General features: G+C 46.5%; 19 protein-coding genes. 7 read left to right on the forward strand and 12 right to left on the reverse strand.

The genetic code is table 11. The annotated features are described in order from the left end of the window. Positions 1-92: 92 nt before the first annotated feature. Positions 93-584 carry a pantetheine-phosphate adenylyltransferase gene (gene coaD, locus AACQ75_RS14550; protein ID WP_026028196.1) on the forward strand — a complete coding sequence of 164 codons (492 nt, stop codon included), beginning with the start codon at positions 93-95 and terminating at the stop codon, positions 582-584. Positions 585-599: 15 nt separating this feature from the next. Here the strand turns inward: coaD and mutM are convergent, their stop codons facing one another. The 5 genes from mutM to radC all read right to left on the reverse strand — a co-directional run bounded on the left by mutM (position 600) and on the right by radC (position 3458). Further along, entirely contained in the window at positions 600-1409 is an 810-nt protein-coding gene (gene mutM, locus AACQ75_RS14555) for a bifunctional DNA-formamidopyrimidine glycosylase/DNA-(apurinic or apyrimidinic site) lyase (protein ID WP_017045920.1), read from the reverse strand. Between the two features lie 76 nt (positions 1410-1485). Beyond that, entirely contained in the window at positions 1486-1953 is a 468-nt protein-coding gene (locus AACQ75_RS14560; RefSeq protein WP_013855728.1) for a hypothetical protein, read from the reverse strand. A 135-nt stretch (positions 1954-2088) separates the two neighbouring features. Further along, positions 2089-2256: a 50S ribosomal protein L33 gene (gene rpmG, locus AACQ75_RS14565; protein WP_010318992.1), complete on the reverse strand. Its 168-nt coding sequence runs from the start codon at positions 2254-2256 to the stop codon at positions 2089-2091. Positions 2257-2269: 13 nt separating this feature from the next. Next, positions 2270-2506, reverse strand: a complete 237-nt coding sequence (gene rpmB, locus AACQ75_RS14570) for a 50S ribosomal protein L28 (RefSeq protein WP_004397476.1) — start codon at positions 2504-2506, stop codon at positions 2270-2272. Between the two features lie 277 nt (positions 2507-2783). Continuing rightward, positions 2784-3458 carry a RadC family protein gene (radC, locus tag AACQ75_RS14575; protein ID WP_010318993.1) on the reverse strand — a complete coding sequence of 225 codons (675 nt, stop codon included), beginning with the start codon at positions 3456-3458 and terminating at the stop codon, positions 2784-2786. 221 nt (positions 3459-3679) lie between these two features. Here radC and coaBC point away from each other — a divergent pair, with 221 nt between their 5' ends. The 4 genes from coaBC to lpxM all read left to right on the forward strand — a co-directional run bounded on the left by coaBC (position 3680) and on the right by lpxM (position 7694). Continuing rightward, positions 3680-4894, forward strand: a complete 1215-nt coding sequence (gene coaBC, locus AACQ75_RS14580; RefSeq protein WP_064626049.1) for a bifunctional phosphopantothenoylcysteine decarboxylase/phosphopantothenate--cysteine ligase CoaBC — start codon at positions 3680-3682, stop codon at positions 4892-4894. A 208-nt stretch (positions 4895-5102) separates the two neighbouring features. After that, positions 5103-5693, forward strand: coding sequence for a nucleoid occlusion factor SlmA (gene slmA / locus AACQ75_RS14585; RefSeq protein WP_170888909.1), 591 nt, complete (start codon positions 5103-5105; stop codon positions 5691-5693). A gap of 53 nt (positions 5694-5746) precedes the next feature. Then, on the forward strand, positions 5747-6694 hold the full coding sequence (gene lpxL / locus AACQ75_RS14590) for an LpxL/LpxP family Kdo(2)-lipid IV(A) lauroyl/palmitoleoyl acyltransferase (protein WP_017048263.1): 948 nt from the start codon (positions 5747-5749) through the stop codon (positions 6692-6694). Between the two features lie 22 nt (positions 6695-6716). After that, entirely contained in the window at positions 6717-7694 is a 978-nt protein-coding gene (gene lpxM, locus AACQ75_RS14595) for a lauroyl-Kdo(2)-lipid IV(A) myristoyltransferase (RefSeq protein WP_170888910.1), read from the forward strand. Between the two features lie 101 nt (positions 7695-7795). Here the strand turns inward: lpxM and pyrE are convergent, their stop codons facing one another. Both pyrE and rph read right to left on the reverse strand, forming a co-directional pair. Continuing rightward, complete coding sequence (gene pyrE / locus AACQ75_RS14600) at positions 7796-8437, reverse strand: orotate phosphoribosyltransferase (protein WP_013855722.1); 642 nt, start codon at positions 8435-8437, stop codon at positions 7796-7798. 395 nt (positions 8438-8832) lie between these two features. Next, a complete protein-coding gene (gene rph, locus AACQ75_RS14605; protein ID WP_017042236.1) occupies positions 8833-9549 on the reverse strand; it encodes a ribonuclease PH in 717 nt (238 codons plus the stop codon). A 178-nt stretch (positions 9550-9727) separates the two neighbouring features. Here rph and AACQ75_RS14610 point away from each other — a divergent pair, with 178 nt between their 5' ends. Then, entirely contained in the window at positions 9728-10594 is an 867-nt protein-coding gene (locus AACQ75_RS14610; RefSeq protein WP_013855720.1) for a YicC/YloC family endoribonuclease, read from the forward strand. Between the two features lie 105 nt (positions 10595-10699). On the opposite strand, the gene AACQ75_RS14615 is transcribed toward AACQ75_RS14610, so the two are convergent. Together AACQ75_RS14615 and AACQ75_RS14620 are read right to left on the reverse strand one after the other, a co-directional pair. Next, positions 10700-13588 (reverse strand): Ig-like domain-containing protein, encoded by a 2889-nt coding sequence (locus AACQ75_RS14615; RefSeq protein WP_170888911.1) that lies wholly within the window; start codon positions 13586-13588, stop codon positions 10700-10702. Between the two features lie 330 nt (positions 13589-13918). After that, positions 13919-16711, reverse strand: coding sequence for a M16 family metallopeptidase (locus AACQ75_RS14620; RefSeq protein ID WP_170888912.1), 2793 nt, complete (start codon positions 16709-16711; stop codon positions 13919-13921). Positions 16712-16998: 287 nt separating this feature from the next. Between AACQ75_RS14620 and AACQ75_RS14625 the strand changes: the two genes are divergently transcribed. Next, on the forward strand, positions 16999-17487 hold the full coding sequence (locus tag AACQ75_RS14625; RefSeq protein WP_017045929.1) for a TIGR00645 family protein: 489 nt from the start codon (positions 16999-17001) through the stop codon (positions 17485-17487). A gap of 66 nt (positions 17488-17553) precedes the next feature. Here AACQ75_RS14625 and fhuB read toward each other — a convergent pair whose 3' ends face one another. Genes fhuB through AACQ75_RS14640 form a run of 3 tightly spaced genes read right to left on the reverse strand, consistent with a single transcriptional unit; the run spans position 17554 to position 21220 of the window. After that, entirely contained in the window at positions 17554-19521 is a 1968-nt protein-coding gene (gene fhuB, locus AACQ75_RS14630) for a Fe(3+)-hydroxamate ABC transporter permease FhuB (RefSeq protein ID WP_170888913.1), read from the reverse strand. Next, on the reverse strand, positions 19518-20444 hold the full coding sequence (locus tag AACQ75_RS14635) for an iron-siderophore ABC transporter substrate-binding protein (protein WP_170888914.1): 927 nt from the start codon (positions 20442-20444) through the stop codon (positions 19518-19520). The genes fhuB and AACQ75_RS14635 overlap by 4 nt, the downstream gene beginning before the upstream one ends. After that, positions 20435-21220 carry an ABC transporter ATP-binding protein gene (locus AACQ75_RS14640; protein WP_026028190.1) on the reverse strand — a complete coding sequence of 262 codons (786 nt, stop codon included), beginning with the start codon at positions 21218-21220 and terminating at the stop codon, positions 20435-20437. Before AACQ75_RS14640 ends, AACQ75_RS14635 begins: the two co-directional genes overlap by 10 nt. Positions 21221-21272: the final 52 nt, after the last annotated feature.

Consider the following 21272-nt stretch of genomic DNA (forward strand, 5'->3'; position numbering starts at 1 on the left):
TTTAATGCGGGCTACATCATACCGAGTTCAATAGGTAATTTTGAGTCTTTTTGTTAATATCAATGCCAGTTAACCAATATGAGCCTTCCACTGTGAGCCAAAAAAGAATTTCGCGTGTGATTTATCCCGGCACTTTTGATCCCATCACCAATGGTCATTTGGATCTGATCGAACGCGCCGCCAATATGTTTGATGAAGTGATCATCGCCGTCGCCGCCAGCCCAAGCAAAAACACCATGTTTACTCTGCAAGAACGGGTCGCCTTTGCCAGCGCAGTCACTCAACATTTAGAGAATGTCACTGCCAAAGGATTTGCTGGATTAATGGTCGATTTTGCGCGTGATGAAAAAGCCAATGTGCTGATCCGCGGTTTGCGTACTACGGTTGACTTCGAGTATGAATTTGGTTTGACCAACATGTACCGCCGTTTGATGCCGGGGCTGGAAAGTGTGTTTCTTACACCATCAGAGGAGCATGCGTTTATCTCCTCCACCATTGTGCGTGAAGTGGCGATTCATGGTGGAGAAGTTGATCAATTTGTTCCTGACATTGTCGCTAACGCCTTGCATGGCAAGAAAATATAGCCTTTAGGACGTACCTTATTTTTGGCAAGCAGAGCAGAAAAAGGTGTTACGCTGACCAATTTTCAGCGCTTCAATCGCTTGCCCACACGCTGAGCAAGGCTGCTGTGCTTTGCCATACACATTAAGCTCTTGAGCAAAATATCCCGGTTTGCCATCCGCTTGTGCAAAATCTTTTAAGGTTGTGCCACCTTGTTGAATCGCCGTTGCTAAGACTGATTTGATTTCTCGCACGAGGCAATTCCACTCAGTCAGTGTCAGCGAATGAGCGGGCCGAGTGGGGAGAATTCGCGCATTAAACAATGATTCACTCGCGTAGATATTGCCTACGCCAACCACCACTTTATTTTCCATAATAAATTGCTTAACGGCGATACGTTTGCTGTTCGCTTTTTGCGCAATGTAATCTGCATCAAAATCATCGGTTAATGGCTCAGGACCGATATTACTTAACACCGAGTGGCTTTCTCCTTGCTCGCACCATAACCAAGCACCAAATCGACGTGGATCGTGGTAGCGCAACACCTTGCCATTGGTTAATCGCAGATCAACGTGATCATGCTTACCTGCCGGAAAATCACACTCCAATACTCGCAATGAACCTGACATTCCCAAGTGAACAATCGCACTGCCAATATCGGTCTCTATCAATAAATATTTGGCTCGACGGGCAATATTGCGGATCACTTGCCCTTCTAACTGTTTCAGCTCTTGAGGGATGGCCCAACGTAATTTGGGCGTGCGAAATGTCAGTTGTTGGATCGTTTGCCCAACTAAATGCGGGCTAATCCCCATTTTACTTACTTCAACTTCGGGTAACTCAGGCATGATACATCTCGATTCTTCGTTCGTCGTTATTGGGTATTCGTTCTTGGTTTGTTCAACGCTCACGAGAAATAAAGGCTCAGTTCGGAAAAAGAAAAGCTTCTTCTACCGAAAGTGCCACCCATTTCTCTTGCCAATTTTTCAATAACCAAAACTGGGGGGTTTGGTAGTAGGTGATCCTTTGCGGCTCTTCGCGATCCTGATACCACACCTCCACGGTTTGTGGGTTGCGTAGTAGAGACGCAAGCGACTCGTAAGTGGCATCATCTACTTCTGTACCAACTAAACTCTGCCAGCGTTGTGCTAATATTTCAGGAGCAACTGAAATTGCTTTGCTTGATCGCCAACGGTTTTGATTCAGTTCAAGTGACCAGTCAGTAAAATGCAGTGCTTGCAGCTGTGCATTTGGATTAATCACATAAGGATAAGGGCTAGCAGGCGGTTCAATAAGATAAGTTTTGATGACTGTGGGTAAATTCAAAATGGCAATAAAAGCAATAACAGCCAAGATAAGAATATTATTCCAACGGCGGCGATTGATACGCATAAGTGATCCCTAAGAGTTTATCTTTGAGTAACTTAGCACATTATAGTGAGAGCTGACATTGCAGGGTACAAATTCCAGACAATAAAAAACCCAGCCAAAGCTGGGTCTTTCAATGCTTACAAAGCGTAAAATCAATTACTTGATTTTGCCTTCTTTGTAAAGAACGTGCTGGCGAACTACTGGATCAAATTTCTTGATCTCAAATTTGCCTGGCATGTTGCGTTTGTTCTTGTCAGTTGTGTAGAAGTGACCAGTACCTGCAGAAGATATTAGTCGAATTTTCTCACGAATGCCTTTAGCCATTGCTCAATTCCTCTTAAACGTTTTCGCCACGTGCACGGATATCAACAAGAACAGCATCAATGCCTTTCTTATCGATGATACGCATGCCTTTAGCAGTTAGACGTAGTTTAACAAAACGTTTTTCGCTCTCTACCCAGAAACGATGAGTTTGTAGGTTCGGCAGAAAACGACGCTTAGTAGCATTTCGTGCGTGTGAACGGTTGTTACCCGTTATTGGACGCTTACCAGTTACTTGGCATACTCGGGACATGAATGTCTTCTCCAAATCGTTTCAGCTCGATATCAACCTTGGTGGCCGAACCTCGTTCTCGATGTATTAAGAAGTTTGAGGTTAAAAACCGTTATGGAAAATCCATACAAGGCTATCAAAGGTCGCGTATTATACTAACTTGACATGCATTGCTCAAGACCCGAACAGATCCTTTTTACGGATTTGGCGATCTTTTTTTAAGCAGAGCTGATTTAGGTTGATAATTTAGTGCGCGAATCATACCAGAATAATCTTAAGTCACAACCTAAAATGTGATTCAAATCCACCCTCTTTCTGCAAAAGAAATTACCTCGCCATCGCCCACCACAAAATGGTCCAAAATACGGATGTCCACTAACGCTAGTGCATCGGTTAATCGACGTGTGATTCTGCGATCGGCTTGGCTAGGCTCAGCAACGCCTGACGGATGATTATGGGCCAATATTAATGCCGCTGCATTATGGTGGAGTGCTCTTTTAACCACCTCACGAGGGTAAACGCTGGCCGCGTCAATCGTCCCCTCAAACAGCACTTCATCGCTGATCACTCGGTGTTGATTATCCAAAAACAGAATATAGAAGGCTTCTCGATGGCGATCGCGTAGCACACTCGATAAATAAAGCTTGGTTTGCTCTGGGCTAGTCAAAGCGCCACCTCGTTTGAGCGTTTCGGCCAAATAGCGCTGCGTCATTTCAAGCACCGCCTGCAATTGAACGTATTTGGCTTCGCCCAACCCTTTATGGCGGCAAAACTCTTGCTGGTTGGCCGAAAAAAGCGCTCGAAGTGATCCAAACTCGCGCAGCAGCAGATCCGAGAGAGCGAGTACATTCATTCCTTGAGTACCAGTACGAAGGAAAATCGCCAGCAGTTCAGCATCAGATAATGCCTGAGGACCGCGAGCAAGCAATTTTTCGCGTGGCATTGATTCTGTGGGCAGTGATTTGAGGCTCATTAAGCACTCCTAGGGCTAAAGGTACTCAGACAACATAGAGAAATAGCCAAGCCTGCAACTTTGCTTCTCTTTATTTAGGCTTAATTCATGGTTTTTTGTAATTGATAAGTGATGAAAGACGCAGAAACACTCGTCCAATATAAAAGGATTGAGCGGATCATAAGGTCACTCGATGCGAGAGTTGTGCTAACATAATGCGCAGAATTTTTGAGGAAAAGACAATGCAAACACTGGCAGGAAAAAAGATTCTGCTCGGCATTAGCGGCGGTATTGCTGCGTATAAATGTGCTGAGCTAACGCGTCGCTTGATTGAACGAGGCGCTCAAGTACAAGTGGTGATGACCCACGCTGCAAAAGAGTTTATAACGCCACTGACCATGCAAGCCGTCTCTGGCAGGCCAGTTTCAGATAGCTTATTAGACCCAGCCGCCGAAGCGTCTATGGGCCATATTGAACTTGCCAAATGGGCAGACTTAGTCCTACTGGCTCCCGCGACTGCGGATCTCATCGCGCGCGTCGCCGCAGGGATGGGTAATGATTTACTCACCACTTTGATTTTAGCCACCAATGCGCCAGTAGCCGTCTCGCCGGCAATGAATCAGCAGATGTATCGCAATATCGCCACACAAGAGAATATTGCCACGCTTAAACGCCGAGGCATGATGATTTGGGGCCCAGCAGCTGGTGAACAGGCGTGTGGCGATGTTGGCCCGGGCCGCATGCTTGAGCCAATGCAATTGGTTGAGCGCTGCGAGTTTTTTTTCCAAACAGAGGTGGCAAACAACACACTGCTCGCCGGTAAGTCACTGTTGATTAGCGCAGGCCCAACCCGTGAAGCACTCGATCCAGTCCGCTATATCAGTAACCACAGTTCAGGCAAAATGGGGTATGCGATTGCGCAGGCCGCCGCTCAATTGGGCGCGAAAGTGACTCTGATCAGTGGCCCGGTCAATTTGCTCACACCGCCACAAGTACAACGTATTGATGTGGAAAGTGCCTGCGATATGCATCAGCAAGTGATGGCGCAAGCGCAATCACATGATGTGTTCATCAGTTGCGCCGCCGTAGCCGACTATCGCCCTGAGATCGTCGCCGATCAAAAGATCAAAAAAACCGATGCGAGCGATCACATGCTCATCACCATGGTCAAAAATCCCGACATCGTCGCCAGCGTAGCTGCATTGAAAGAAAACCGCCCGTTCACGGTAGGCTTTGCTGCTGAAACGCAGCAAGTTGAAAAATATGCCCGCGCTAAACTGCTCAACAAAAAACTGGATATGATCTGCGCCAATGATGTTTCTGTTGCGGGCCAAGGCTTTAATAGTAACGACAATGCGCTGACCGTTTATTGGCAAGGCGGAGAGCAAGCATTACCTTTGAGTTCAAAATCTGCATTAGCTCACGCGCTGATGCAACTGATAGCGAGTCAACTGTAGGCTACAAACAGACGTTCTAAGCTTCTTTTAGGGTTCATAGCGTTTATTGGGTGGTAAAATCACCACCCAGTTCAATCATTTTCATTTTTACGCTACGCAGTCCGAAAACTGTCCGTTAAACTACTGCGCTTAATGGACAATACCCAAACCATCTGAAGGGTATAAATATTTGCTCACAAGCATGTGGTAACTAAAAGGAAATCGGGTCATGGCCGTCAATAAGAAAATCAATCGTCGTGAAGAGATTCTACAAGCACTCGCTGAAATGCTGGAATCTAACGATGGTGCATCACGCATCACCACAGCAAAGCTAGCCAAACAAGTGGGCGTTTCTGAAGCGGCTTTGTACCGTCATTTTCCGAGTAAAGCACGGATGTTTGAAGGCTTGATTGAGTTTATTGAAGAGTCTTTAATGTCGCGGATTAATCGCATTTTGGATGAAGAGAAAGATACACTCAACCGCATCCGCTTAGTGCTACAGCTTATCTTGGCTTTTTCGGAACGTAACCCGGGCTTGACACGAATTTTATCCGGCCATGCTCTAATGTTTGAAAATGAGCGACTGCGTGAACGGATCAACCAACTGTTCGAACGCATAGAAACGTCACTACGTCAGATCCTTCGCGAACGTAAACTGCGTGAAGGTAAATCCTTCCCCGTCGACGAAAGCATTTTAGCCACGCAACTGCTTGGCCAAGTGGAAGGAAGCCTAAATCGCTTTGTGCGATCTGACTTTAAATACCAACCGACGGCAAATTTTGAAGAGTATTGGGCATTATTAAGCGCTCAGATTCAGTAAAAACAAACCACCACCGTCGTGACAAAGAATCATCAGTGAAAGAATCAAGAGTAATGAGCAAAGAAAAATACGGTAAACCTGAGTTTTCCCTCTCGCTACTGCACCCTAAATATTGGGGCGTGTGGCTTAGCTTTGGGCTACTCGCTTTAGTGGTCAACCTGCTTCCTTATTCTGCGTTACTAAAAATAGGACGCAGCATGGGCGCGTTTGGAATGCGCTTTGCTAACAAGCGAGTACACATTGCCACGCGTAATCTACAGCTATCTTTTCCAGAGAAAAGTGCAGGTGAGATTGAGCATATTGTTAACGAAAACTTTAAAAACACTGGCATGGCACTGATAGAAACCGGAATTACTTGGTTTTGGCCGACTTGGCGTTTTGCTCGCCTACTTGATGTGAAAGATGTCAGCGCCCTTTTGCAACTCAAACAAGAAAAACGTGGCGCACTGCTGTGTTGCGTACATGCGTTAAATTTAGAAATTACGGCACGTGCTTTTGGTGTAATAGGCCTTGAAGGCTATGGCGTTTACCGCCCACACAGCAACCCTGCGTATGAATTTATCCAATACCGTGGTCGCACACGCAATGGCAATAAACTAATCTACCGCACCGACATTAAACAGATGATCCGCGTACTCAAACAGGGCGAACGCCTATTTTATCTACCCGATCAAGATTACGGCCATAACAAATCGGTGTTTGTTCCCTTCTTTGCGGTCAAAGAAGCATGTACCACCACAGGCACCAGTATTCTGGCTTATACTAGCCAATGTGCGATTGTCCCTGGTTCAGGGTTTCGAAACGCCAACGGAAAATACGAAATCATCGCCGATAAAACCATTGATGGCGACTATCCAAAAGATGACATGACCGCCGCCGCCGCTTACATGAATAAATACGTTGAAGAAGTGATTCTACGCGCACCAGAACAGTGGATGTGGCTGCATAAGCGTTTTAAATCTTTGCCAGATGAAACGTTAACTAACTCTCGCTATTTATAACTAGAAAAAGGTTTTGCTTTCAATGAGCAACAACGAAAACAGCACAGACAAACACTTGCACAACCCCACATTCCAATGGTCTTTTTTACACCCAAAACATTGGGGAACTTGGATTGGGATCTTCTTTGCCGCTCTGTTCGCCTTTATGCCACCCGTATGGCGAGATAGGCTAGCACGCAAATTATCCACCTTTGCGGTACGTAAAAACGGCCGTGTTGTACGCCGCACGCGAGTGAATCTGGAAAAATGCTTTCCTGAAAAATCCCCGCAAGAACGCCAGGCTATTTTGGAAGAAACCTTTGTCAAAGCAGCACAATACATGCTCGGTTATTCGGAGTTTTTGGTTCGTTCCACAAAACACAATCAGCAACGCGGCATCATGATTGGTGAAGAGAACTTATTGCCATTGTTAGATACTGGCGAGAACGTGATCATCCTCGCCCCTCACGCTTGGGCGGTCGATTACCCTGCGGTAATGCTTGCGGCAAAAGGCTATAAAGTAACCACCATCATGAAGCCACAGCGCAATCCTATCGGTGATTGGTTAATGCACGTCCAACGCATGCAATATGGCGGGCGTATTTTTGCACGTGATGCTGGAGTAAAACCGTTTGTACGTTCAATTAAAGATGGATACTTAGGCTACTGGCTGCCCGATGAAGACTTTGGCCCGGCCAACTCGGTCTTTGTTCCATTCTTTGGCACTGAAAAAGCCACGTTAAAAGGTTTTGGTAAAATGGCGCGCCTATCAAAGGCGAAAGTCGTGCCAATTTTGCCTGCTTATAACGATAAAACCTGTAAGTACGAAGTGCATATTTTGCCTGCATTAGAAAACTTTCCAACGGGCGATGAAGAGCAAGATGCACGCGCTATGAATAAGGCGATTGAAGATTTAGTCACACCACGCCCAGAACAGTACATGTGGAATTTATCACTGTTGAAAACGCAGCGTGATGGCTCGGAAATTTACGATAACTCGCACCATGGCGATCAAAGTTAATCGCTAGAATCACTAAACTCATAACAAACAAGCCCCGAGCGACAAACTCGGGGCTTTTACTTTTCAACAAGTAGCTCTACGATTCGCAAATAAGTTGATGCTTAAATTCCGTACTGCGCACGATACGCTTTTACCGCCTCAAGGTGCTTAGCATCTGCCCCTTTCTCTTCAAGGTAAGTAACCAGATCGGTCAGGCTAACAATTGAGATGATCGCGCAACCAAAATCACGCTCGACTTCTTGAATTGCAGAAAGCTCTCCTTTGCCTTTTTCTTGGCGGTCAATTGCTACCAAAACACCAGCAAGATCCGCACCGTTAGCTTGAATGATTTCCATCGACTCACGAATGGCAGTACCAGCTGTAATGACATCATCCACCAGCATAATGCGCCCTTCTAATGCGCTACCGACCAAGTTACCGCCTTCACCGTGGTCTTTCGCTTCTTTACGGTTAAAGCAATACGGCGTATCAACATCATGATGATCAGCCAACGCTACTGCAGTTGTAGTCGCAATGGGGATCCCTTTGTACGCAGGTCCAAATAGCACATCAAACTCAATCCCAGAATCGACCAAAGCAGCGGCATAAAAACGCCCTAAGCGCGCTAAATCACGGCCAGTATTAAACAAGCCAGCGTTAAAGAAATAAGGGCTTTTTCGGCCAGACTTCAAAGTAAACTCGCCAAACTTCAAGACTTCTTTTTCTAGTGCAAATTCAATAAATTCACGCTGGTATGCTTTCATGATTTTCTCTCTCTTAACTCATACACTTTGGTTTATTTCTCTTTCTCAACAAGAACAACCCCCTCCTAGCCTCCCCCTAAAAGGGGGAGGTACTAAAGTGGTGCTCACCTCCCCCGAAAAGAGAGAGGTACTAAGCTGGTGCTCACCTCCCCCGAAAAAGGAGAGGTACTAAGATGCTGCTCGCCTCCCCGAAAAAAGAGAGGTACTAAGATGGTGCTCGCCTCCCCTAAAAGGGGAGATACTAAGATGATGAATTCCCTCCCCTCAAGGGCAATATTAGGAACACTTCCTTTATTCCCTCCCCTTATAGGGGAGGGTTAGGGTGGGGTCATCACGTACAACAATACAATGAATAAAACGGGCAAAAAAATAGCCCCCAACTGGGAGCTACTTGATCAATCTAATAACGATGCTTTCTGCGCTTCAACAATATCAGCGATGCCTTTCTTGGCAACGGCCAGTAAATCCATCAGCTCTTCATGGCTAAACGGTTCACCCTCTGCGGTACCTTGAATTTCAATCATCTTACCGTTTTCAGTCATCACCACATTCATATCAGTGTCGGCGGCAGAATCTTCCACGTATTCCAAATCACATAAAATATTTTCACCCAAGATGCCTACTGAGACAGCAGCAACATGGCCTTTCATTGGATTCTTCTTCAATTTACCGCTAGCAACCAGATGAGCAAACGCATCCGCCAGTGCCACACTTGCGCCCGTAATTGATGCAGTGCGAGTACCGCCGTCCGCTTGAATAACGTCACAGTCAACCGTGATCATCACCTCTGGCATTGCCTCTAAATCCACCACAGCACGTAAGCTGCGAGCGATGAGACGTTGAATCTCCATGGTGCGGCCACCTTGTTTACCGTTGGTCGCTTCACGACGAGTCCGTGAATGGGTTGCACGTGGCAGCATGCCGTATTCGGCAGTAACCCAACCTTTACCCTGACCTTTCAACCAACGAGGAACACCCTCTTCGACAGTGGCATTACACAATACTTTGGTATTACCAAATTCCACCAATACTGACCCTTCAGCATAAGCAGTGTAGTTGCGAGTGATTTTAATTGGGCGAATTTGATCGGCCGCGCGGTCATTTGGACGCATAGTGCATCTACCTTTTATCGGGTGAGACGGAATCGATTGGGGCGAGATTATAGCGGATTAGCCGCCTTGACGCTAGGTTGGTCACCCTTTGCATTGGCGTGAACCTAGTACACGCGTGAAGCTAGTGCTAACATACCTCTCGTTTGATATTTCATCTTCGTGAGCAAAGGACAAATCAATGATTTACAGCATGACCGCGTACGCGCGTAAAGAAGTTAAAGGTGATTGGGGTACAGCGGTATGGGAAATTCGCTCGGTAAACCAACGTTATCTTGAAACCTACTTCCGCCTGCCGGAACAATTTCGTGGTCTTGAGCCTGTACTGCGTGAACGCTTTCGCCAACGTTTAGCGCGCGGCAAAGTAGAATGTCACTTACGTTATGAAGCAAACCCTGCGGCTAAAAGTGAGCTGAATATCAATGAAGCACTCGCCAATCAAGTGATTAAAGCCGCCAACCAAGTAATGCACATGACAGGCGAGCTAAGCCGCATTAATCCGTTTCAAATCATGCAGTGGCCCGGCGTAATGGAAACGCCAGAACAAGATATGGACAGCATTAATAAAGCCTTATTAGCAGGCTTTGATGACGCAATCATTGAATTCATTGACGCACGTGGCCGTGAAGGTGACAACATGAAGGCGTTAATCGAACAACGCCTGACGGCGATCAGTGAAGAAGTGGTAAAAGTGCGCGCACGCATGCCAGAAATCCTGCAATGGCAACGTGAACGTCTATTGACTAAGTTTGAAGAAGCAAAGATTGAGCTTGATGCAACGCGCGTCGAGCAAGAGCTGATTTTACTTGCACAAAAGTCAGACGTTGCCGAAGAGTTAGACCGCCTCGATTCGCATGTCAAAGAAGCACGTAATGTGCTCAAAAAAGGCGGTTCATGCGGCCGTAAGCTCGATTTCATGATGCAAGAATTTAACCGCGAATCGAACACGTTAGCCTCGAAATCAATCAGCACCGACATCACGGCCTCTGGCGTAGAACTTAAGGTTCTGATTGAGCAAATGAGAGAGCAGATCCAAAACATCGAATAGTTTTTCAGCTTCGGCAACTCAGATTAAGTTGATGACGATGGATAAAAACACGGAAGGCACCATGACCTTCCGTTATCTAGTTAACTCACAAAGTAACCATACAGGCTACTTACTGACACTGATCATTTCGTTGAAGTACTCGACTTGCTGTTCCATGCTCAGACTTTGATTATTTGAACCCAACGCCCAGATAAAGAAACCACCGTAACCATTCTCTTTTTGCCACTTGGCACGGTTGAGGTTGTTTTCACGGCTCTCCACAAAATTGCCGTTTGGCCCCCACTGGCTATTGATCGTATTGCCCAAAACAATTTTCGACTTATCTCCAATGTATTGAGCGTAATTGGCCATCGCGACATCGTAGAGGAAGTTTTGGCCAGCGTCATAGGTCATGACGTTGAAGAAGTCGAAATCGTTCTTGGTTGCTTGTAACAGATCGATCACTTCACCATGGTGAGACGAGCGACCTGATGGCTCAACGTAAGAACAATTTTCAAACACACTTGAATCCATGCATGCCACAGGATCAGCACCGACATGGTATGTGGTCAGCGACAACACTTTATTGTCTCCCACTTTTTGGCGTATCAGTTTAATCAATGCGGTTAGGTCTTGGTTCTCTTTATCGGTAATGCGCGCGGCTTTCTCGAAGTCGAAGTCAAGACCATCGATTTGCACATAACCCGCTAATTGGTACTTGCTGTAATCACATTGGCCATCACCACCCGTCGCAAGGCAGTCACCCACTACCTCTTCTGGTTTTAGGTTCTTCTTATAGACAGGGAAGGGTTTGTTGACCAATTCAACGAGGCCATTGGCCACCGCCTCCCGATTTACATCGCTACCAATCGCAGACCAAATACTTTCATAAGTTTGACCACCAAACGCGACCATCATGGTGACATTGCTATTATCGTGTTTTAAGGTTGACCACGCTAAGTACTGAGATGGCATCCAATCTGGGTTGTAACTTGGTGGGGTTACCATGTCATCAGAAATCGTAATGTTACCGCTAGCATCCCATTTACCAAACGATAATAAATAACCGTCACCTTCAGAATTAAACAGTTTTTCATAATCGTTTAATCCCCAAGAAGTGAGATAACTAATGGCACGGTCTGGGTTATCGGCAAGGCCACCACCACCGGTACTCGCTTTCACTGTAATATTGGATGGGGCTGACATTTGCTCTTGATTGGCACTGTTGAGCGCCTTTGCGTAAATAGCGTAGTTACCTGCTTGCGCTCCAATCCACTCATATTCATAAGGTGCTTCGGTGTCTTGATTCAGCACCTTGCCGTTGGCAATAAACGTCACGGACGTCACCTCGCCTTCATAGCTCTTAGCATCCGCTTTGATTGAGATCGCTCGGCCTTCAAAGAAGCTTGAACCGTCTACAGGGGAAGAGAGTGACACCAGCAGATCTTTATCAGTAATGGCAATCGAAATCGGTGCAGTTTGAGCACTTGCGCCTTGATCGTCATACGCGGCAACCGTGAGAGTGTATTGTCCTTCAACTTGAGCAGGCACAGTGATGGTATAGAGATCGCCCGAAGAAGAGGTGGATGTTGCAACGACTTCGCCATTCAATTGAACATCGACACGCGCCACTTGGGTATCGTCGCTCGCCTCAACGACCACCTCAAATGGCTGATTGGGTGCTATTTTTTGTCCATTTTCTGGCGATTGAACATGCACTTCAGGAACAGGGTTAGGATCGCACTCACCAACGTCATTCCATGCATCTTTCCATGCATCTGGATAATTTGGATGCCCAGTACCCGGTATCCATACTGGGTTACCACACCAACCTGCGATTTTACATGAGTAGATATGGCCAATATTGGTTACCTCATCTCCCACTTGATAGCTCACGCCATCTTGGTACTGAGCAACGTCACCGCAACTACCACTCACATCAGTAACCGTAATCGTCAGATTTTTTTGTGTTACATGCCGTTCATCATCTTGCGCTTCAACACGTAATGCAGCGCTTCCGGCCATTTGAGGGGTCCAGTCACAAGAGAACACTTGCTCTGTTTTGGCATCGATACTGCAAACTTCGGTGTCATTAGCAAAAAATTTAACGGTAGCCAGATCATTATCAGCATCGGTCACTTCAGCAGAGATCGTCAAACTTGTGCCTTGTGGGTGGGACGATCCCGCTTCTGGGGAAATGAACTCAACGACCGGAGGATTAGGCGCCGTCGATTCTGACTCGACAGAAACAGGCACGCTTTGCTCAGAGAGCTTATCGCCTTCCTCATTGAACGCGATAACTGAAATGGAAGCGGCTCCTATTTCTTTCGGTTGCCACACTTGCTGATACTCGGTGACACCTTGCTTCAATGGTTGTTGAGCAATTTTGTCTTGGTTAGCCCAAAACTCAAGCTTACCGGCACTCTCACCATCAATATGAGCCATAATGCTAACGTCTGTGCCCGTGTATACCACTGAATTTGGCGCTGGAGAGAGAATATCTAGCGAAAAATCGGGCGGTGGTGTGATGCCCCCTTCCATTTTCACAATAACAGAATCTTCAAAAGCACTCAGGTTTTCCAATGAGCCAGCAAAAGCTATCGTCAAGGAGAGTGATTCTGAGGAATTCAGAATGCTGTCAACCCAAACACCTTCAGGGAATTTAAGCGCCACTGAATGGAGAATACCGCCCGCTTGAGCGGTATGAGATAGACTCCACGTAGGATGGGATAGCGCCGATGATTGCCAACCTATATCGTTAATCGCAACGGGTAATACAAATTCGATGACCGCATCGCGCATATCCGCTGACTCTGCTCCTGTATTTTTAATCGCTAAGGTGTAAGTGCTCCACCACTGCCCCTCTGACTCAGCGACCGCATCCGCGCTAAACTCAACAGCAATAGCCTGAGATATTGGGTTTAGCAATAGACCCGAAAAAAGCATGGTTAGGCCTAAGACCCGGTAATAGTTTTTGTCGGCCATTGAGACTGGCGTGTTTTTTTGATTAAACATTATTTTATACCCTCATATTAAATTTATAATATTCAGTATATTTATTAGCACCACCGTTAATAATTAACATCAACAATTTTAGATTAAAATATTTTTTGGAATGACAATCAATGTTTATTTAAAATCCAAATAATTAAGATGAATACATTAAATTATATTGATAACATTTTAAAATAAATTAAAGCCATGATAAATTTTGATTTTTTATTCTAATTAAACGAAATCGTGAATATTATATTACCTATATTTAAATAAGTAACATTAAGCCAAAAATATAAAAAATGATGATCTTCATCATAAAAATAACGCCCCCAATAGGGGGCGTTATTTTTAGATTGCAGAAGTAGTGCTGGGTAATATCTTAATACTCAGTCGTTTGTCTGCTTGTAAATATTGATTAGCAACATGACGCAGATCATTCATACTCACCTGATTGATGGCATGACGAACCTCCTGCCAACGACTATAGCGATGCGGGTAAGTTTGAGTTAGCGATGCGACATCAAGCCAAAATACATTCTTTTCTGGCAGGCTATCTAACCATTGTAGAAGCGGTTGTTTCGCTCGTTGCAACATATCAGCATCGATGCCATGATCAGCTTTCACTCGAGACAATACCGCATCAAAACTCTCTTCCACTAATTTAAGTTGCGTTGTGTCTGTCACACTGAACAGCCCCAAATAACCAAATCCTGTGGGAAGAAAATCATTGCTGCTAAATGGGTAAGGTGAGTAACTCGCGCCAGCCTTTTCTCTCACTTCTTCCGTCAACAAAATACGGAGAACCTCTTCAAGCAGCATCAGTTTTGCGTAGTGTTCGGCATTCACCTTATCGGTCGTTGGCCACAGCCAAGCCAGTGCCGCGGCATTGGCTGAACCTTGATGCTCAACAATATGTGAAGCAGGTAATGGTGGAAACTCAACGCGCTCAACTTGCAGCTCTTTTTCTGGATGACGCGGCAAAGCGCCCAGTGTTTTAGCAACCGATTGAATCGTTTTCTCTTCGTCAAGATCACCCACAATGGCTATTTCTAAAAGGCCTTTATCTACCGCCGAGGCAAACACTGGAACTAATTCTGAAAAATGACGCTTTAACAGTTCCTCGTCATGGCTACGAAATCGTGGGTCGTCAGGGTGCAATAATTCAGGTAACACCGTCCAAAATGCCTCTTCTGGCGTCGTGTTCTGGCTGTTACTCGCTGCCTGTACTCGTTGACGAAATTGGTTCATCCCCTCTTCTCGCCAGCCCGGGCTCGTTAAAAATGCCGTTTGCAGTGCTAACTGTTGGTCAAGCGACGCTGGATTGGTGAAATCCTGACTCGAAAAACCAAGCGTTCCGACATTGAACCCCGTCGTCACATTGGCAGCAGAAAAGAGATGAATTAACTGCTGAAACGAATGCTGCTCTAACCCACCCGCAACAAAGCCATCATTAAACAGTGCCTGAATGCCCTCTTTTCTAGGTAACGGATATTCGCCAAAACCTAATGCAAGATTGAGGTAGATGACGTTTTTCTCTAACTCGGTTGGCTTGATGTTGAGCTTAACGCCATTGGCAAATTTCAACATCCGAATCCCCGTTTCGGGATCTCGCTTGTCGTGAACGAGCGTGCCCGCCTCACCAAATTCACGGTAGGCAAATGCCTCGACCGATGATATTTGATAAGGCTCTACTGGCTGTTTTTGGCTTTGTTCATATACATCGAGTAGCGTTTGATTGATTTTCTCAACCTTGTATGGCCCAGAAAGATAAATCCACGGCTTACCTTGCCAACGTTCTGTAAGCAGGTCGTGCAATCGAGCGGCGGTGATTTGAGGTTGATAAGCTTCAAAAAGAGCAAGCGCGAACGTCGGTTCAATCGGGACAAATTGCTGAGCATCACTTGTCACTAGGCGTTGCGCAATCGAAAAACTATGCAAGGTATCGCTACTTGCTGCTCTTTGCTGATAATCAGCATGCATTGCCTTGATCGCTTGATCAATTTCGCTCTGATTAAAGCCATATCGAATCGCTTGTCGCACTGTCTGTTCAAGTAATGTCAGCCCATGCCGCCACTGCTCAGGCAAGGTTACCAGTGACAATTCCATCCGTGATGCGATACCGAAATCTTGTTCAATATTAACAAAAGCATTCGTTATCCCCTCTTGGTCTATCAGATGGGGAAGTAAACGTTGGTAGAGTAAGTTCGACAATATTGATTCAAGGATCATTTCATGGCGACTTTCAACGCTATCTGCTTGTCGCTCTTGTGGTGCAATCACACCAAGCGAAATTTGGGTCGGCAAACGAGCATCAAAGAAAGCATCAGCTTGCAAGTGTGTCCTTACTGCAGGCAACATCAAATGGTCAGCCCGTAGCGGTACTGCATCCCGGTGAGGTACCCAGTTAGAAAAAAGTCGTTTGATCTGCTCTTCGGCCTGAGCAACATCAAGGTCTCCCACCACAATGATTGTGGTGCGCTCTGGCGTGTAAAAGCGTTGATAGAGTGAACGTAACTGCTCTGAGCTAGCATGTTTTACTACATCGAGATCACCAATTGGCAAACGTTTTGACAAAGGGCTCCTCGGATATAAGAAGCTCAGCTGTTGACGATAATTCTCAACATCAGCGGAATTTCTCTCTTTCCATTCCGCAACAACAACCGGTTTTTCTTGCTCCAACGCCTTTGGTTCAAGCTTAAGGCGATCCGCAATCTCTCTCATAAGCCACAAACCAGTTGCTACTTTTTGTGAGTCTCCTTGAGCAATATTGAACTCATACACGGTTTGATTGAATTGAGTCACCGCATTGGTATCGGATCCAAAACTTAATCCTAAGCGTTCAAGTTGGCGAATCATCTCCCCTTCGGCTACAGAGTCCGAACCTTTAAACGCCATGTGTTCTAAAAGATGCATCAAGCCTTGTTCTTGATCTGACTCGACTAAAGAACCACCCGCAATGCGCATACGCATAATGACAGCATGAGCAGGTGTCGTGTTATGGACTAATTGGTACCTTAAGCCGTTTTCAAGCTGACCTTCGTGAATGCGATGACTTTTAGGTAACTCCGTCGATAGCGAACTGGCCGATATGACAAGCAGCAATAATAAGCTCAATGGGTGAAAAAATAGAATATTACGCAAATTAAGATTCTCAGTATGTATGGAACGACACTCATTCGAATTGAGCGCTTATTATCACCCATTTATTGAATTTATAAATACATCAAGACAATTCCATACAAAACAGTACAATATTTTCAACATCATGCCATAGTGATCAAACGCGTACCACGCCCCTTGAATATCAGCTTGGCTGGCTTATATTGCTCTACAAAAACTTTGTGCAATAACGTAGCCAAATCACAAGAAAACACAGTATTATCACCCCTTATTCCACATACTTCGTGGAGATCATAAACGGAATAATTATGGAAAATATCGTCGAAAAACTACTCTATTCAGCACGCTGGATTATGGCCCCTATCTATTTGGGGTTAAGTTTAGTGCTGCTGGCATTAGGCATTAAATTTTTCCAAGAAGTGTTTCATCTGCTACCTAACATCTTGAGCACCGATGAAGTCAGCCTGATTTTAGTGACACTTTCTTTGATTGATATTTCATTGGTTGGTGGGTTGATTGTGATGGTGATGTTTTCAGGCTATGAGAATTTTGTCTCTAAAATTGATATCGCCGAAGAGGATGATAAGCTCGGCTGGCTCGGAAAATTAGACACAGGATCGTTGAAAAATAAGGTTTCGGCATCGATTGTCGCCATCTCCTCAATTCATTTGCTGAAAGTCTTCATGAACACTGAAAATATCGACAGTGAAAAAATCAAGTGGTACTTACTGCTACACATTACCTTTGTCTTATCGGCCTTTGCGATGGGTTATTTAGATAAAATCACCAAAAAATAGCCGCAAGCCCTGTATTCACAGGGCTATTCGTTAACACTATCGATGCCAATGGTAAATAGACTGAGCTTATTTTGAACGGTTGACCAACAGTAACAGCAAGAAATAGCTCCCACCGAGAATCGCCACGAGCGTGCCAGCCGCAATTTTCATCGGATAAACGATCACCTGTCCGAGCCAATCTGCCCACAACATTAATGATGCACCGACTAAACTTGCCACCAGCAGTTGGGTTTTACTTTGCTGTGCGCCTAGCATCATCGCCATGTGTGGCGCAATCAAACCCACAAACGACACTGGCCCCATCGTCGCCGTCACCAACGCACATAACAGCGCCACAATGGTCAATAAAATCAAACTGGTGCTTTGCGCATTAACGCCACGCGCACTGGCAAAACGACGACCAATGGAGATTAAAGTAAGCCAACGCGACAGTGCGATGGTGGCCGCGGCCAGCAACAGCACCAAAACGGCCAGCAACAGCGCTTGGTCAGGCGTAACGCGATAGGTTGAGCCTGCCAACCACTGTAAAATTCGATAGCTGTCTTCTGACCCTTTAGCCAAACAAAATTGCACTAAGGATTCAAGCAGTGCGGTGATGGCTATCCCGGTTAAAATCAAACTCGACGCGGCGTATTGGTGGCGCTTACCCAGCACAACTAATGCCGCCAACACCAGCAAACTACCCAACAACGCTGTCACCCAATGAGCGGCTAACAAGCTTTGACCTAAAAAGAGATTGGCAAACACCAACGCAAACGTCGCCCCTGACGAGACCCCTAAAATATCTGGGCTGGCTAACGGGTTGTATATCAAGCGTTGCAAAATGCTACCAGCCAGGGCAAGACCAATACCGGCACACAATGCGGTGAGCATGCGCGGCCAGCGTAATGACCACTGATAGCTGCTTGGCAGCGCCAATTGCCAACTGAGTTCGTTCATTTGAAACAACGTATGCAACCCAAGTGCTGCCAGCATCATTAGCAACAACCCCAATAGTGCGACACGGCTTAATGATGCGCGCGACTGAGGCAGTGAGATAGTCAATGTATCTTGCGCCCTGAGCTGACGGCGACTAAACCAGATCAATGCGGGCGCGCCAATCGCCGCGGCTGTGATACCGCTGGCGATGACTTGCGTAGTCCATAGGCTCAAGCACATTGCGAGCATATCGGTTAATAAAAGCAGTAACGCGCCAAGCAGTAAGCTCGAATAGAGCTCTTGTTTGGGCGTTCTTGCCCCCATAGCACGGGCGATGTTTGGCGTGAGTAGCCCGATAAAACTGATGACGCCCACCGCTGTAATCGAGGCTGAAACCAACCAAATCCCGAGCATCATTAAGATTAAAAATGCAGGAATGACAGGCAGACCACGAGCCGCAGCACCTTGATGACCTAAACGCAATAACGTCAGAACCCTTGGTGCAAACAGTAAAATCAATAAAGAGACCGATAACCGCGGCAGCAACCACTGCACCCAATCCCAGCCATTTTGCGCCAGATCGCCCGCGCCCCACATGAAGACGTTTTTGGCGTATTGTTCATTGAGTAGAATCAGTGCCGTCGCAATCGCGCCAAGTAGCAGGTTCACCACCATACCTGCCACAATCAACGGCAAGCCCGCCATGTTACGCACGCCCGCAATCACCACGATCAACGCAAATGCGAGCAAAGCACCACTCATTGCCGCCAACGCGCTGTAACTGGCAACTAGGCTTGGAAAACTAATGTTGAGAATAATCAGCGCCAGCCAAGCTCCAGATGAGGTGCCCAGCGTCAATGGTGAAGTGAGGTTATTCTGCGTCAGTTGTTGCATCACACTGCCGACCAAACCCAACATCGCGCCCACCAGCAACGTCATCACCAAACGGGGCAATTGACCATATAGGAAATTGAACTCAGCAAAAGAGCTCGCTCCACGTTGCGCCCACAAAAGTTGCCATTGCGTGACTAGATCGACGCCATTGCCAATTTGCACACTGAGCATCGCCGCAAGCAGCAGCGCACTACTCAGTGCGAGAAACACTTTTCCGTTCATGACTTAGGCGCAACCTCAAGCAAACTGCGTGTCAGCGCTTCTGCAATGTATTGTAGTGACATCGCACCGCCGTAGTTCCAGACACTCTCAACCGAGTTCACTCGCGCTTGACGCACAAACGGCATCGCTTGCCAAAGCATTGATTTTTCTAGCTGTGCTTGCTGGGCAAATGGCAAGAAATAGAGCACATAACCTTGCTCAACATACTGCAGATCCGTTAACCGATGTTGCACAATCCCCCACTCTTTGGCAGGCTGAGGCAGCGCTTCATGCAAGCCCAATTGCTTCAGCACATAATGAGTGGTGGAGTTTTCACCGTAAAGGAACACCGAGGTTGGATTAGCAAAACGCATCGCCACCACCGCGGGTGTTTGATGAGAAAATGCGATGTCAATTTGTGCTTTTAACTGCGCAAAACGTTCCGTCATTGTGGTCAGTTTTTGCTCGGCGAGCGCTTGCTTGTCAAAGAGCTGCGCTAATTGGCGAAAATGGTCAATCGCGACTGCGCCACTGTCATCACTGGATTGAAAATTAGAGAAATAGAGTACCGGAGCAATGCGCTCTAACGGTGTGATTAAATCTTGCTGCGGCGCAGCAGCGAGAATGAGATCTGGTTTCAGTGCAGCAATTTTTTCCAAATTGGGTTCAACGCGCGTGCCGATATCTTCTACCCCTTGCGGCACTTGCGGTTTGACAACCCAATCTTGATAACTGGCAAGCTCTGGCGCGCCAACGGGTGTGATACCCAGTTCAATCACTTGCTCAAGTAAATCCCAATTGAGCACCACCACACGTTGTGGCCGCTGCTGTAGAGTTTGCTCTCCGCGGCTGTCGTGTACAGTCAATGGCGCGCTAAAAGCGACACTCGAAAAAACAGAGAGTAAGCCAGCAACCAGCCAGCGCTTTACAAGGTTTAAGCACATACAATCGCGACCTTATGCGTGTGAGAATCTGAATTGGACATTGGGTGATCCAGCAGTTGGATCGGCGTTTGATAAAGCGCCGATAAACGTGCTTCATCGGCCAATAAAGAGGCATCGCCTTCAAAAGCAACCTTGCCCTGCTTGAGCGCGACAATGTGGGTCGCGTAACGTAGCGCAAGGTTCAGATCATGCAAAATGACGATAATTCCGCAGCCTTGTGTCTGGTTTAATTGCGCAAGCAGAGCCATTAACTGATATTGGTGCTGCACATCTAACGCTGAAGTTGGCTCATCTAAAATCAGCACCGGAGACTGCTGCGCCAACAGCATCGCCACCCAAGCGCGTTGCCTTTCACCGCCAGACAATTCATCTGCCAAGGTATAGGCAAATTCAGTGACGCCGGTTTGGGCGATCGCTTGATCGATGATCACTTCATCCTGATTTTGCCAGCGACCAAAAGGACCACGCCACGGAAAACGCCCAAGGCGCACTAACTCTCGTACCGTTAACCCCGCTGAAGTTGGCAATTTTTGTGGTAAAAACGCCACCGCTTTAGCCAGCGCTCTGGCGCTGAGCTCGGCAATCGGCTGCTGGTTAAGTAACACGTCGCCACGGTCAGGTGCTTGCTGACCAGAAATCAAACTCACCAGTGTGGATTTACCAGAGCCATTATGGCCGAGTACCACAGTTAACTCTGTGGTGGGAATATTCAGTGATTCAATGGATAAAATGCTTCGTCCACCGCGTACCACTTGAACATTTGATAAGGTAAACATCACTCTCCCCCAAAAATCGAACCACCTAAAACACACATCCCCGCCGGCGCGG

This window comes from Vibrio sp. B1-2, from assembly GCF_963888445.1.
Taxonomy (GTDB): Bacteria; Pseudomonadota; Gammaproteobacteria; order Enterobacterales; family Vibrionaceae; genus Vibrio; species Vibrio anguillarum.